The following is a 15269-nucleotide window of genomic DNA, read 5'->3' as shown; positions in this document are numbered from 1 at the left end:
TTCACCACGAGATTTATTTGAGAAGTTTCGCAGCGCGTCGATATTCCCGCCTTTTTCTCGTGAGTTATTTCACACAATTCTCCTTCAATTCTCCAGGCGCTTATTTTTGGCACAGCTTACGCATATTACTTCTCGTGCGCGCAACACGCTGATGAACGCATCGGCTCAGGGAGGCAGCGGCCTTCGAATCGTAACTTCGGCTCTGTTCATGTTTATACAGAGTGAAGTCGTACAGGAGATAACAACTTCATGAAAGATATCGCCAATTCCGCCTCACAAAACGGGAGCTCGACCGCACCGGTCGATGAAATATTACCCGTTACGCAAATGATTCTTTATGGGCTACAGCACGTGCTGGTGATGTACGCGGGCGCCGTGGCGGTTCCGCTCGTTGTGGGTAATGCGGTAGGGCTCCCGCCGGAGCACATTATTTTACTGATCAGCGCCGACCTGTTTATCTGCGGCGCGGCCACCATCGTGCAGTCGCTGGGGGTCGGTAAGTGGCTCGGCTGTCGGCTACCGCTTATCCAGGGCTGTACCTTCGCCGCGCTGATCCCGATGGTGTTGATCGGTAAGGAGTACGGGATCGGCGGTATTTCCGGGGCGGTGATCGTGTCCGGTATTTTTATCCTCTGCTGCGCGCCGTGGATTAGCAAGCTCATCCGCTTCTTTCCCAAGGTGGTGATGGGCAGCATCGTCACGCTTATCGGCATGTCTATTATGCCGGTGGCAGGCGGGTGGATTGGCGGCGGGAGCAGCGAAATGAGCGGCTTTGGCGCCCCCTTCTCGCTGCTGATGGCGGCAATCACGCTGGTGATTATTCTCAATATTTACACCTTTGCCTCCGGCGTCGTGAAAAACACGTCGGTGCTGATCGGTCTTATCATCGGCACCGTACTCTGGAGCTGCTTTAAGCCTCTCGACTTTAGCCTCGTCCACGCCACCCCCTGGCTCCATCTGCCGACCCTGATGCCCTTCGCCAAACCTGAATTTCATATTATCCCCGTCGCCCTGCTGTCGATGGTGATGGTGGTGGTGATGGTGGAAACCATGTCCTCGATGATGGCCACCGGGGATATCGTCGGGAAAAAGGTGGACGCGAAGATGCTGCGCAACGGCCTCAACACCTGCGGTATCGCGACCACTATCTGCGGCTTCTTCAATCTGTTTCCCTACGCCGCCTTCGCGCAGAACGTCGGCCTGATCGGTTTAACCGGGGTGCGCAGCCGTTTTGTGGTGTCGGTCTCCGGCATCATTCTGATTCTGATGGGCGTGTTCTCGAGGATGGCGGCGCTGGTGGTGCTGATACCGAAACCGATCCTCGGCGGCGCGGGCATTGTCATGTTCGGTATGGTGGCGGTGTCCGGTATTCGTACCCTGGGACAGGTCAACTACCGTAACAATAATAACGGTATGGTGGTGGCATTAACGCTCGGCCTCGGCATGATGCCGGTGCTGGTGCCCAATCTGTTTACCCAGTTTCCGCCGATGGTTCAGCTGTTTCTGCACAGCGGGATTACGATTGGCACCCTGACGGCTATCGTCGCCAACCTCACCCTCAACGGCAGCGTGCCCTTCCGCGTTAACCACGAAACGCCGGTCCCCGATCCGGCCCCGCCAAGCTCGGCGGCGCGCAACATGGCCGTCAGAACCGTCAGAATGTGGCTCCTGCTGCGCAAAGTTCAGAAGGAGAGACAGCCTGAAGAAGCGCAGGAGGGGTAATGATGCTCACCAGACTCCTGTTTGCCTTGATCACCCTGCTGCTGCTGGCGATTCCCGTCGTGCAGCAGGGTATCGCGCAGGGCCTGAACGGCCGCTTTAGCTATGCCCTGCTGTTCTAAGTTTAAGGACCACTGCTATGAAAAGAGTCACGACCGTCTGCCCCTACTGCGCCTCCGGCTGCAAAATGCAGCTCACGGTAGAAGAGGGAAAAATTACCCGCGCCGACGCTGCGATGGGGAAAAATAATCAGGGCACCCTGTGCCTGAAGGGCTACTACGGCTGGGATTTTATTGACGACCCGCAGATCCTCACGCCGCGCCTGAAAACGCCGATGATCCGTCGCCGGCGCGGCGGTAAGCTGGAGTCCGTCTCCTGGGAGGAAGCGCTCGATTACGTGGCAAACCGCCTCAGCGACATAAAAGCGAAGTACGGGCCGGATGCGATTCAGACCACCGGATCTTCGCGCGCCACCGGCAATGAAACCAACTACATCATGCAAAAATTTGCGCGCGCCGTTATTGGTACCAATAACGTCGACTGCTGCGCACGCGTCTGACACGGCCCTTCGGTTGCAGGTCTGCACCAGTCGGTCGGCAACGGCGCGATGAGTAATGCCATCACCGAGATCGATAATACCGATCTGGTGTTTATTTTCGGCTATAACCCGGCGGATTCGCACCCGATCGTGGCGAATCACATCCTCAATGCCAAACGCAACGGGGCCAAAATCATCGTCTGCGATCCGCGTAAAATCGAAACCGCGCGCATCGCCGACCTGCATCTGGCGCTGAAAAACGGCTCCAACATTGCGCTGCTCAACGCCATCGGGCAGGTGATTATCGAAGAAGATCTCTACGATAAATCCTTCGTCGCCGGGCGTTCCGAAGGCTTCGAAGCGTATCGCAACATCGTCGAAGGCTATACGCCGGAGTCGGTGGAAGCCATCACCCGCATCAGCGCCAGGCAGATTCGCGAATGCGCGCGGCTGTACGCCAGCGCCGGAAACGCCATGATTCTGTGGGGAATGGGCGTAACCCAGTTCTGGCAGGGCGTCGAAACGGTGCGTTCCCTGACCAGCCTGGCGATCCTCACCGGTAATCTGGGGAAACCGCACGTCGGCGTCAATCCGGTGCGCGGCCAGAACAACGTCCAGGGCGCCTGCGATATGGGCGCGCTGCCGGACACCTATCCCGGCTATCAGTACGTGAAATTCCCGGAAAACCGGGAGAAGTTCGCCAACGCCTGGGGCGTTGAGAGCCTGCCGGAGAACCCTGGCTACCGCATCAGCGAGCTGCCGCACCGCGTGGCGCACGGCGAAGTGCGGGCGGCGTACATTATGGGGGAAGATCCGCTCCAGACCGACGCCGAGCTTTCCGCCGTACGTCAGGCCTTCGAAGAGATGGAGCTGGTTATCGTCCAGGATATCTTTATGACCAAAACCGCCGCGGCGGCCGATGTGATTCTGCCCTCGACCTCGTGGGGCGAGCATGAGGGCGTCTATACCGCAGCGGATCGCGGCTTCCAGCGCTTTTTCAAGGCGGTGGAGCCGAAGTGGGATCTGAAGACCGACTGGCAAATCATCTGCGAAATCGCCACCCGGATGGGGTATCCAATGAAGTACGACAACACGCAGCAGATCTGGGATGAACTCCGCCATCTGTGCCCCAACTTCTTCGGCGCGACCTACGAGAAGATGGGTGAACTGGGCTACGTGCAGTGGCCGTGCCGCGACGAGTCGGAGGCGGACCAGGGCACTTCGTATCTGTTTGCGGAACGGTTCTCCACGCCGAACGGGCTGGCGCAGTTCTTCACCTGCGAATGGCAGGCGCCGGTCGATAAGCTGAGCGATGCCTATCCGCTGGTGCTCTCCACGGTGCGCGAAGTGGGCCACTACTCCTGCCGTTCGATGACCGGCAACTGCGCTGCGCTGGCCAAACTGGCGGACGAACCGGGCTACATCCAGATCAACACCGCCGACGCCAAGCGGCTCGGCATTGAGGACGAAGAGCTGGTGTGGGTTAACTCGCGCAAAGGCAAGGTGATTTCCCGGGCGAAAATCAGCGACAGGCCGAATAAAGGGGCGGTCTACATGACCTATCAGTGGTGGATTGGCGCCTGCAACGAGCTGGTCACCGAGAATCTCAGCCCGATAACCAAAACCCCGGAGTACAAGTACTGCGCCGTTAACGTTGAGCGTATTGCCGATCAGCGCGCCGCCGAACGGTACGTCAGTGAGGAATACAGCCAGTTGAAAGCCCGTCTGCGCGAAAGCGCCGCGGGGTAAAAAATATCGCCCCGGCGCTGTGCGCCCCGGGGCGATATTGTCTTTTCTTCTTCCCTGCGCTAGCGCTAACCGACGGCGGCCAGATCTTTGCGGCAGCGGCGCGCGACCTCAAGATACTGCTGCGGAGTGTCAACATCCCAGTGAATCCCCTGATTCGCCACGGGGATAACGCGCGCCGCCATCTGACCGATAACGTCCCGCAGGGTGGCCCCTTGCGGCGCGCGACGAATCAGAGAAATCGCCCGCTGGGGCAGAAGAACCGGATGGCCTTTACCGCGATCGTAGGCCGGTATAATGCAGCTCCCGGCGTCGGCGTTGGCCCACAGCCGGCGGTAGACGCCCGGCGTGACCTCCGGCATATCGCCCAGCGCCAGAAAGAAGCGCGAAGCGCGAATATGGCCTACCCCGCACTGAATAGAAGAGAACATACCGTCCTGATATTGCGGGTTAAAGACCACCTCAACGCCCGGATGATCCCGATAGCACGCGGCCAGTTCGTCGCCGCGAAACCCCGTCACCAGCACCACCCGATCGCAGAACGCCAGGGCGCTGGCAAGGGCGCTATCGAGAATCGTTCCCTCGCCCCACGGCATCATCATTTTCCATTTGCCCATCCGGCTGGAGAGCCCGGCGGCCAGCATAACGCACTGTTTATCCATTTTTTTGCTCATCGTCATCCTCCCCCTGAAGCCGAATACAACGCCGCCGTCGGCTGGCGACGGCGGCGCTTGCGGCGATCAGGATTTCAGCACCGCTTTAATCGAGGTAATGATCGGCTGATAACCCGTACAGCGGCAGATATTCCCCTCCAGCGCCTCTTTCAGCTCATCGTCGCTGGGGGCCGGGTTGGCATCCAGCAGCGCCTTGGCGCTCATCAACACGCCGGGCGTGCAGAAGCCGCACTGAACGCCGCCGTGACGAATAAAGGCGTTCTGCAATTTTTTACCGACCGGATCGTGATGCAGCGCTTCGACGGTAGTGACCTCCGTCCCGCTGCACTGGGCGGCCAGCAGCAGGCAGGAGCAGACCGATTTGCCGTCCATAATCACGGTGCAGGCTCCGCACTCGCCCACCGAGCAGCCCTCTTTGGTGCCGGTGAGCTTCAGCTCCTCGCGCAGAAAATCGATCAGGCGGACATTGTCTTTTACATCGCGGGCAATGCGGATGCCATTCACTTTTAGCTCAATATGGTTCATGTTCATGGCTCCTTATTTTTTCTGCTCTGTCATAACTTCCTGCAGCATCTGCCGGAACATATCGATAAATACGGGGACTTTATAAGGCGCAGACCAGCGTCCGCCGATGGCTTTTTCTACCTTGTCGTGCAGTACCCCGGCCGCATAGTCAATGGCGGCGGCGTCTAACGCCTTCCCGGTGAGCGCCTGCTCAACCTCAGTCAACCGCTGCGGTTTGGCCATCAGCGCACCATCCACCAGACGACACAGGCGAACCACGCCCTTATCGACCATAAACTGCCCGGTTAAGCTCTGGCGCGTAATGTTCAACGCATTGCGCCGGCCAAGCTGCAGATAGCGATTGATCAGCGGCTGCTGCGTCGGCGCCGGCAGGATAAAGCGGACAACCAGCTCATCGGGCTCAAGAAGGGTGCGATAGCCGCCCACGACAAATTCGCTGACCGGCATCCGGCGCGTTCCGCGCGCGCTGCGCAGCTCTACTTCCGCGTCGTAGATAATGAGCGGCGGCATGGAGTCCGCGCACGGGGCGGCGTTGACGATATTGCCGCCGATCGTTGCCCGGTTGCGCAGCTGCAGGGAGCCGACGGTTTTACAGGCAGTGACCAGTAGCGGATAGCGCTGCTGAATCAACGGATGCTTAACCAGATCGGTAAAGCAGACGCCGGAGCCAATGGAGATCCCGCCCTCAACGTCAAAAATCTCTTTCAGCTCCGCCAGTCCGGCAATGTTGACGAGCGGCACCTCGCCGGACAGCATCCGGGCCTGCACCAGCACATCGGTGCCGCCGGCAATAGGCATTGCCCCCTTCTCGGCCATCAGCGTCAGGGCCTGTTTCAGGGTTTGCGGGACGCTCAGCGACAGGGTGTTGAGGCGGTGAACCTGTTTCTTATCGCCAGACTCCAGCATCTGCTCGCTCTGGCGCTCCGGCTTCTTGAGGTTATAACCCAGGCGAACCTGCTCCAGGGTCAGCGGCAGGGTCCGGTTGGGGCGGTCGATGGCGAAGCTCACCGCGTTATTGAGAGCCGCAGCGCCCAGTTCAAGTACCGGTTCGCCGATAACTTTCGCCCCCATCGGGCCCGCTTTATCGTAGTTTTCCACCGCAATGATATCGATGTGCGGCATATCCTTGATGGTCGGCAGCAGATAGGTATCGAAGTTTTCCGATTTCACCACGCCGTGCTCGGTGTTGAAATCCTCGAGCATGCCGTAGCCGATCATCCCCTGCAGTACGCCGCCGTAGACCTGGCCGCTAAAACCAACCGGGTTAATGACTTTACCGACATCGTGGGTGGCGACGACGTTATTGACGGTGATTTTGCCGGTGCGCATATCCACCGCCACGTCGGCCAGCTGGCAGCCGTACACCCAGGTGAAATAGGGGCTGCCGCAGCCCTTCTCTTCATCCCAGTGAATATTCGGCGCCACGTGCCAGCCGTAGGCGGAGAGGTTTGCCCCGGTAGCCCGGGTCATATCGCACACCTGCTGGAAGCTGAGGCTCAGCTCCGGGCTGTGGCGGTTAAACACTTTGCCATTTTGCCAGGCGATATCGTCGATGCTCTGCGCTTTCAGCGTTTCCCTGACGGCGTCCGCCATGCGTTGTTTAATTTTGTTCGCCGCGCTCAGAATCGCCTGCCCGCCCATCAGGGTACCGCGCGAAGCGACCGTTGAGCCGCCGTCGGCGATCATCGCGGTGGCCGGTTCGCTAAACATCACCCGGTCGAGCCCAATACCAAAGGCTTCCGCCGCCAGCAGCGACATGGTGGTCTGCAGCCCCTGCCCGTTCTCGGATACCGAGGTGGAGATGTTCACGCTGGCGTCGGCATTCACCTGAATCAGCGCCGAGGACGCATCCAGCCCCTCGGCCCCCAGAGAGCAGCCGCGATGGCTCAGCGCGAAGCCAATCCCGTAGCGGATCGGGCCGCCTTCCGCGTTAAGCTTTTTGTAGTGCTCGCGTTTGGCCTCGTATTCGGCCTTGAGCAGCGTCTTCTCCAGCACCTCCCGCGCGGAGACGGTATGCTCGCTGAAGACCTGCCCGGCCATGCTGGTATCGCCCTGCCTGAGAATATTGCGCAGGCGGAACTCAACGGGCGACAGGCCCAGTTCGCCCGCCACGTCATCCATCAGCGATTCGTTGGCGAAAATGACCTGCGGCGCGCCGTAGCCGCGGTAGGCCGAGGTATAGTTGTTGTTGGTGTAAACGCCCACCAGATCGACGCGTACGTTAGGAATGTTGTAGGGGCCCGCCGCCTGCACGGAACTGCGCCAGGTGACAAACACCGTCTGGCCGCAGTAGCTGCCGCCATCGGCGATAATGTCGATTTTAATCGCCTGAATGCGCGCGTCGTCGTCCACGCCAATGCGGTATTTCATCTTATAAGGATGGCGCTTGTAGCTCTCGCGCATCGACTGTTCGCGGTTATAGGAGATCTTAACCGGCCGCCCGGTCAGGTGCACCAGCAGCGCCGCGCGGCAGGAGACGTTATCGATAATGTCATCTTTACCGCCGAAGGAGCCGCCGAGGACGGAGCGCTTAATGTTGACCTTCGCCTGGGGCAGGTCGAGATATTTGGCAATCACCGCCCGGGTGCGGTGAGCGTTCTGAATCGACCCTTCGATGGTCATGATCTGTTCATTATTGTCCAGGTAGGCGGTAATCGATTCCGGCTCAATATAGCCGTGCTCCTGGAACCCCACCTCATACTCACGTTCAAAAATATGGCTGGAGGCGGCAAAACCGGCATCAATATCGCCCTTCGCCGTGTGGTGGCGGTTGATGATATTGCTATCGAGTTCGCTGTGAATAAGGCGCGCACCGGGCTTCATCGCCTCTTCCGGGGAGGTAATCGGCTCCCACGGGGTGTAGGTGATTTTGATTTTATCGACGGCGATGCAGGCTGCCTCGTAGGTTTCCGCCGCCACCACGGCAACCACGTCGCCGCGGTAGGCGATCTCCTTGTCGATAATCGGCGGATGATCGGGAACAATCGCTCCCAGCTTGCGCTGACCGGGGATATCGTTCCAGGTGGCAATACGCACGACGCCGGGTACTTTTTCCGCCTCCGACAGGTCGAGCGCATCGATGCGCCCGGCAGGAATATCCACGTAGCGACAGACGCCATACAGCATATTGTTCATAATAATGTCATCGCCGTAGACCGCTTTACCCGTCACCTTGGCGAGCCCGTCTACGCGGGGCACCTCACTGCCAACTAGCAATGTATCCATATTTTTCAGTCTCCACTCAAAAAGAAAGATAACGGATTAAAGCAATGGCTATGCCACCTATAAATAAAGGGTTATTTCAGGCTGAGTTATGTGAGGCGCATCTAAAAATAGCGGCCGGTTAAAGAATAAAAAGCGAATGAGGTCGCCGCTGATTATCAAAACGAGAGCATGCGTATCACTATGATAATTGGCGGTTCTCAATTGTGTTTCCAGGGTGACGCCAGCGGTGCATCCGCAGCTCCTGCCGCCGCCGGGCATTGAGCGCAACCGTCACCCTGCGGCAAAACGCGTATCGAGGTGATGAAGCTTTTTGACGCCCCCCAATTTCGAATAAAAAATAAAACAGACGCAATAATGAAATTTAAATTTCATAAACGAACTTGTTTACAAATGTGATATATATCATAATTTTAACAATTCATTTTCCTGCCACCGGGCCAGCCCCTCGTAAACAATCCTAAAAATTGCCATATATATCAATTAATTATAAAAATAGCCATTCTATACACAAGGCTGTTACACATAGCCCACAAAACCAAATCGAAATAAAACTTTCAAAATGTGATCTGTTTGTATTTTTATTTCACTTATAGCGGTAATAATCACCTCTCACTAAACGCACTCTGCCCGCCTTGATGGCGCTGCAGAAATCCTAACCCCCCGGAGGATGCAATGAAGGAAGTGAGATCAGGACTTATCCGAACCGTTTATATTGGCCCGCCCCTTTTCCACCCTCACGCTGCCGGGGACTTTCTGAACGTCAACCACCCCGGAGGCCCCAGCCCCGCATCTACCGATGATTCATCATTAATCAAAAAGAAACCTCTTTGATCGGTTTTATTTAGCGCATAGCAATCGCGCTAAATAGTTGCACTAAGAACAAAAAAACATTTCATCCCGGCCGTGCTTCGCCAGGCGCAAAGGCATGCCGTGACGGGGATGGGATGACACGTTTTTATCTCGTGCCGTTAATCAAAACAAAAGGTATAAAAATGTCTCTTATTATGAATCTGAACCTACAGCAGAGAAAACGATTACACCAGATAACCCTGGTTGCGACATTTGGCGGCCTGCTATTCGGTTATGACACCGGCGTTATTAATGGCGCATTTTCCTCTCTGAAACAATATATGGCCCTGACCCCGACTACAGAAGGTCTGGTCATGAGCGTATTGCTGATCGGCGCCGCGTTAGGTAGCGTATTCGGGGGGAAATTCGCGGACTTCTTTGGCAGAAGAAAGTACCTGCTCTTTTTATCCTTCATCTTTTTCATCGGCGCATTAATGTCCGCTCTGGCGCCGGATATCACCGTACTGCTTATTTCACGTTTCATCCTCGGCTATGCCGTGGGTGGCGCCTCGGTGACCGCCCCCACCTTTATTTCCGAAGTGGCGCCAACCGAAATGCGCGGTAAACTAACCGGCTTAAACGAAGTCGCCATTGTTATCGGGCAGCTCGCCGCATTTGCCATCAACGCCATTATTGGCATCCTCTGGGGCCATCTCCCCGACGTCTGGCGCTATATGCTGATGGTGCAGACCATTCCCGCCATCTGCCTGTTTATCGGTATGCTGCGATCGCCGGAAAGCCCGCGCTGGCTGATCAGTAAAAACCGTCATGAAGAAGCGCTGGAAATATTAAAGCAAATCCGCCCTCTGGAACGCGCAACCAAAGAATTCAACGATATCACCACCTTAATTAAGGCCGAAGCGGACAAAAAGCTTCATTCGCAGAACGCCTTTGTCACCATTCTCCAGACGCCATGGATTTTCAAACTCCTGCTGGTGGGCGTCATTTGGGCGGCGCTGCAGCAGACCACCGGGATCAACGTCATTATGTACTACGGTACTGAGATCCTCAGCAGCGCCGGATTCTCAGAAAGAACCTCCCTCATCTGCAACGTACTCAATGGCGTGTTCTCCGTCGGTGGCATGCTATTTGGCGTGCTGTACCTCGTCGATCGTTTTAAACGTAAAACCATCATTATTTATGGGTTCGCGATCATGGCTACCCTGCACCTTATCATTGCCGGCGTAGACTACACGCTGGTCGGCGACGTCAAAGCCACGGCCATCTGGCTGCTCGGCGCGATGTTCGTTGGCGTTATGCAGGGAACGATGGGCTTTATCACCTGGGTGGTGCTGGCTGAGCTGTTCCCGCTCAAGTTCCGCGGACTGTCGATGGGCATATCGGTATTTTTCATGTGGGTGATGAACGCCATCGTCAGCTATCTGTTCCCATTATTGCAGGCCAAGCTCGGGTTAGGTCCGGTATTCCTGATTTTTGCCGCGATTAACTACCTGGCGATTGTTTTTGTCATCGCGGCGCTGCCTGAAACGTCCAATAAATCGCTGGAGCAGCTGGAAGAGGAGCTTTCAGCAAATAAATCTGCAGCGGGATTCAATACGGCCACCAAGGAAAACGGATTATGATCGATACTATTACGCAGGATAATCTCCATCTGTCGTGCCGGGCGAAAAATAAAGCAGAAGTCCTGGCCATGATTGGCGCGGACTTTAAGTCCAGAGGGTACGTCAGCGAAGATTGCGTGACGTTTCTTGCTGAAAGAGAGCGTCAGGTCTCCACCTTTTTAGGCAATGGCATTACGCTGCCGCACCTGCCTAAATCAGCAACCAATATCATTGCTAAAACCGGGGTTGAAATTTATCAGTTCCCCGATGGCGTTATCTGGGACAGAAGTAATGTCATGTTCATTGCCATTGGCGTGATTGCCAAAGAAAGTGAGCATATTGATGTACTGAGAGAAGTTGCTTCTATTTTTAGTGATGAAGTTATCGCCAAGGCGCTATCATTAATCTCCAGCAAGCAGGATTTCCTGCGGATCCTGCAACAAAACTGAGGGTGGAGGATATATTTGATACGAACAGAAATTGAGTGTCGTAGCCAACCCCAATGATTCATCATCGGTCAAAACGCTTAGTATATCCATGTAATCCCTGTAAAAAGCCTGCTCGCGAGCAGGCTTTTTTACTGACGTTGACCAAACCAAATACGCTTATCAGGGCCATCCCACCCAAAATCATCTTCCGCGCTGAACCGATATCAATATTCATATAATTTACCCTGGTGATGGTAACGGATTGGTATCTATAAAACGCGTACATTCATTGCCCAATATCAAGATTTATATAACAGGGATTAAAAATGAGTTCTCAGCAAATTTACTTATTTGGTATAACAACTTCCCATCTTGTCACACCTTTACCACGTCGTAGCGAATCGCTGAGGACGGTATATGGCTTTAACAGATTCATCGCGGGACGAAACGCCCCGGCAGGAACGCTCTGGCTCAGGGAGGATTTCGGGGCTAGCGCTGCTGGTTGCCAGCGCATTTTTTATGGAGTTTCTTGATGGAACGGTGATTGCTACTGCTCTGCCGGATATGGCAAAGGCGTTTGGCGTCACAGCGATAGACCTTAATATTGGTATCAGCGCCTATCTATTAACTCTGGCTGTGCTGATCCCGGCCAACGGCTGGGTTGCGGAGCGTTTTGGCGCACGAAACGTCTTTACTCTGGCACTGTGCATTTTTACGCTTTCATCCCTGCTATGCGGTCTGACCCATAATGTGACTGAGTTCGTTCTGATGCGTATCCTTCAGGGGATTGGCGGCGCGATGATGGTTCCTGTAGGACGTCTGGTCGTTCTGCGCACCACCCCGAAAGATCGGCTTATTAAGGCCATTGCCACGCTAACCTGGCCCGCGCTGGTGGCCCCCATCATTGGGCCGCCGCTTGGTGGATTTATTACCACCTACGCCAGCTGGCACTGGATCTTCTTTCTCAACGTCCCCCTGGGGCTGATCGCCATTGTACTATCATTGCAGATGATGCCAAACCAATCGGCTAACGAACGCAGACCGTTTGATTTTACAGGATTTGTCGCCACTGGCGTAACGATGCTGTGCCTGGTTGCAGGGCTGGAAATGCTCAGCCAACAAAACGTTAGCCTGATCGGGGCGGCAGTAACCATTACTGTTGGCTTCGCTACCCTGGTCTGGAGTATTCATCATCTTTTGACCAGTAAAACGCCGCTGATTGGCCTGTCATCGCTCTCAGTCCCCTCATTTCGCATCAGCATGCGCGGAGGATTTATCCTTCGTGCGACGATTAGCTCAGCCCCCTTTATGCTGCCTCTGATGTTTCAGGTTGGTTTCGGAATGAACGCGTTTGAAGCCGGCTCGATGGTACTGGCCGTTTTTGCAGGCAACCTGGCGATGAAACCCGCTACAACGCCGCTAATTCGCTATTTTGGCTTCCGTAAGCTGCTTATCGGTAACGGTGTCGCCTGCGTATTGACGCTGTTACTCTGCGCACTGCTAACGCCTGACTCGCCGCATCTGATAACGCTGGTGCTGTTGTTCCTCGGCGGATTAAGCCGTTCCATGCAGTTCACCGGTATCAGTTCACTGGCCTTCGCTGAAGTTCCGTCACAGGAGATGAGCTCAGCCAATACGCTGTTCAGTACTTCACTTCAGCTCGCCAGCGGACTGGGAGTGACAATGGGAGCGCTAAGTATTCGCATGGGCAGCATCCTCAGTGAGGATCTTGGTTACGCCACTGTTCCTGGAATGGGGTTTCGCCTGGGATTTGTCGTCATCGCGATTATCACTGCGCTCGGAGTGTATGATATGACGCGGCTTGCGCCGAATGCGGGTATCAACGTCTCACAGAAAAAATAGCTTAACGCCGGTCAGCCGATTGCTTTTCATTGCGTGCTCGCTCAACGACAGGATGCATTACAATCAGTTACCGGCTACCATTTAACTAAGATAAAACCGACTCATATGGCACGTCAGGGCAATCATAATAAATTCGTCTGCATTATTGAGGCTTAAACCGGTTAGCGTTTCGAACTTCTTAATCCGTTGATACAGCGTATTGACGTGAATGCCCATCTCCTCTGCAGTATTCACTGCGGACTGCCTGTTTTTTAAAAAACAGATAATCGTCACCAACAATATACCAGGTTTGTTATTCTCTTCCAGCACAGGTGAAAACAGATCCAGGATAAAGTCTTTTAGTTCCTCAGGGGTATGTTTTATAAACAAGCGATCAATACCTGAATGACGAAAACTCATTACGCCACTTTTATTTCTGGTTTTAAGAACATCAAGCGCAGTATTAGCTTGTTTAATGCTGGTGATAACCTCCTGGCGTCGCAGAACTGAACTCACCCCCACTTTATAAAGCTTGTCCTGCTGATAGCGCGCGATTACTTTTTCCTCAAGAGCGAAAAGCTTTTGCTCATTCATATCAAATATGATTAACGTTATCACGTCAGCGTCAAAATAATGAAAAACGTTTTTCAATGCGAAGTCTCTGGTGAGAACGTTGATTGTCGACAAATAGTGTATTTCATCGCTGGTCACTTGTGGTGCTGTTAGCTTAATGCACAGTACTGATTTATGGAGAACGATGCCCCTGCGGGCAAATGATATTTCACTTTCTGCCGTCAATCCAATCACCATAATCTCAGCGATAAGATCCAGATTCTTTTTATTCTCCAGCGCAACAGAACCCGCCTGCTTGACGATCTCCATTATCACAAACTCTTTTAGTCTGGAGATAATCGATGATACATGTTCATTTAAGTCCGGGTTTCGCATGATAAAAAAGGCGAGCAAGCGCCCCTCATTTTCAAGAGGAAGCAGACAATAGTCTCTACCGCCCACAATGATTGTCGACACATTTTTTTCGCCAGCAGAGGCGCGCAAGTGACTCCACGTCAATGCACTAAGCGATTCACTTAAACTCTGGTTTCCCAGTACATCCAGATAGTTAAGATCCAAAGAGAGATGTGAAGCGATCGCCGCGATAAAATCACCTAGTCTATTGTATTTAATAGACAATGAGACCATCAAATTATAAAAATCTACGCTCGCGTTCAGCAACGTGTTTTGCGCCTGCAGCTGATTGCGTAGGTCTTCAACGACCCGCAGACTTTCCGTGCGTTCATCATAGAGACGAGCATTGCGCCAGGCCAGCGCCACCTGCGATGAATAGGTTTCGAGTAGCGATTTTGCTAAAGAGTTAAATACAAACTGTCGGCTAAATGAAAGCATAGTCAATGTGCCATAGCATGCCGACTGATCGTATACCGGGACGCAAATAAGCGAAGTTGCCAGCGGGTTATCTTTAAGTATTTCATCACGCAAGGAAGAGCTTGCCGTAAAGCTGTGGTTAATTTCTTCCCGTGAGTTTAAGACCGCCGTCTGCATTGATTTAAACACTTTACCGGATATTGATTCATGCAGACCTACAATATAATCATAATAATTATTTTTAAATCCTGTCATTGCAACCGGAACCAGCCGGTCGCTTTTATCATCATAAATACGAAAGATTGCCGCATCGCTATATGCAATAGTCTTCAGCGCGCCGTCAATAACATGCTGCGTAACAACCTCATGCGAAAGCCCGGAGGCGAGATGCCAGGTATTGTCGCTAATCTTCGTGAACATCGTATTTTGATAATTAATTACTTCAGTTAAAAGTAGTATTTTCACTTCACTGAGAAATACTCTGACATTTTCTTCACTTAGTAGCGCGCGTTCCGTCCGGATGGCAATACGCAATGATTCAATATGCAGGCAAATAATATTAATCACCATGCAATCACCATCCCTTTCACGAATTAATATGTACGATTCATTTTTATCTTCAAAACCGGACATGTCTCCCGCCATTAGCGAGTCGTAACGTAAATCGGAATGTTCAATATGCACATTCGACTGTGGAAAATACCGTACAGACACAACACTCAAGGATTTACGCAATGAGTCAGAATTATTATCAAATGTAGGATTGTACATAAAAATC

Annotated in this window: 10 protein-coding genes; 5 read left to right on the top strand and 5 right to left on the bottom strand. The window is 53.8% G+C overall.

Translation table 11 applies throughout. The annotated features are described in order from the left end of the window. Positions 1–249: 249 nt before the first annotated feature. Together ABLU67_RS13445 and fdhF are read left to right on the top strand one after the other, a co-directional pair. Positions 250–1722, top strand: a complete 1473-nt coding sequence (locus tag ABLU67_RS13445) for a nucleobase:cation symporter-2 family protein (RefSeq protein ID WP_032718844.1) — start codon at positions 250–252, stop codon at positions 1720–1722. A 136-nt stretch (positions 1723–1858) separates the two neighbouring features. After that, positions 1859–4006, top strand: a complete 2148-nt coding sequence (fdhF, locus tag ABLU67_RS13440; RefSeq protein WP_348852335.1) for a formate dehydrogenase subunit alpha — start codon at positions 1859–1861, stop codon at positions 4004–4006. 65 nt (positions 4007–4071) lie between these two features. Here fdhF and ABLU67_RS13435 read toward each other — a convergent pair whose 3' ends face one another. From ABLU67_RS13435 to ABLU67_RS13425, 3 genes are all read right to left on the bottom strand, one after another. After that, positions 4072–4677 carry a CTP--molybdopterin cytidylyltransferase gene (locus tag ABLU67_RS13435; protein ID WP_014838779.1) on the bottom strand — a complete coding sequence of 202 codons (606 nt, stop codon included), beginning with the start codon at positions 4675–4677 and terminating at the stop codon, positions 4072–4074. A gap of 66 nt (positions 4678–4743) precedes the next feature. Beyond that, on the bottom strand, positions 4744–5202 hold the full coding sequence (locus ABLU67_RS13430; protein ID WP_348852334.1) for a (2Fe-2S)-binding protein: 459 nt from the start codon (positions 5200–5202) through the stop codon (positions 4744–4746). A gap of 12 nt (positions 5203–5214) precedes the next feature. Beyond that, positions 5215–8427 carry a molybdopterin cofactor-binding domain-containing protein gene (locus tag ABLU67_RS13425; RefSeq protein WP_348852333.1) on the bottom strand — a complete coding sequence of 1071 codons (3213 nt, stop codon included), beginning with the start codon at positions 8425–8427 and terminating at the stop codon, positions 5215–5217. 992 nt (positions 8428–9419) lie between these two features. On the opposite strand from ABLU67_RS13425, the gene ABLU67_RS13420 reads away from it, so the two are divergent. Together ABLU67_RS13420 and ABLU67_RS13415 are read left to right on the top strand one after the other, a co-directional pair. Then, positions 9420–10859, top strand: a complete 1440-nt coding sequence (locus tag ABLU67_RS13420) for a sugar porter family MFS transporter (RefSeq protein ID WP_348852332.1) — start codon at positions 9420–9422, stop codon at positions 10857–10859. Then, positions 10856–11287, top strand: a complete 432-nt coding sequence (locus tag ABLU67_RS13415; RefSeq protein WP_348852331.1) for a PTS sugar transporter subunit IIA — start codon at positions 10856–10858, stop codon at positions 11285–11287. The genes ABLU67_RS13420 and ABLU67_RS13415 overlap by 4 nt, the downstream gene beginning before the upstream one ends. 61 nt (positions 11288–11348) lie before the next feature. On the opposite strand, the gene ABLU67_RS13410 is transcribed toward ABLU67_RS13415, so the two are convergent. Further along, entirely contained in the window at positions 11349–11501 is a 153-nt protein-coding gene (locus ABLU67_RS13410) for a hypothetical protein (protein ID WP_157835624.1), read from the bottom strand. A 182-nt stretch (positions 11502–11683) separates the two neighbouring features. Here ABLU67_RS13410 and ABLU67_RS13405 point away from each other — a divergent pair, with 182 nt between their 5' ends. After that, positions 11684–13129 (top strand): MFS transporter, encoded by a 1446-nt coding sequence (locus ABLU67_RS13405; RefSeq protein WP_025108433.1) that lies wholly within the window; start codon positions 11684–11686, stop codon positions 13127–13129. Positions 13130–13210: 81 nt separating this feature from the next. Here ABLU67_RS13405 and ABLU67_RS13400 read toward each other — a convergent pair whose 3' ends face one another. Next, the gene (locus ABLU67_RS13400; RefSeq protein WP_064375334.1) at positions 13211–15124 is read right to left on the bottom strand and encodes a helix-turn-helix domain-containing protein; all 1914 of its coding nucleotides are present in this window, start codon (positions 15122–15124) and stop codon (positions 13211–13213) included. Positions 15125–15269: the final 145 nt, after the last annotated feature.

Origin of the sequence: Klebsiella sp. GN_Kp190 (assembly GCF_040061795.1) — a bacterium.
In the GTDB taxonomy this organism is placed as follows: domain Bacteria; phylum Pseudomonadota; class Gammaproteobacteria; order Enterobacterales; family Enterobacteriaceae; genus Klebsiella; species Klebsiella michiganensis.
Note: the sequence above shows the minus strand (reverse complement) of the source record. Positions and strands in the feature narration are given on the sequence as shown.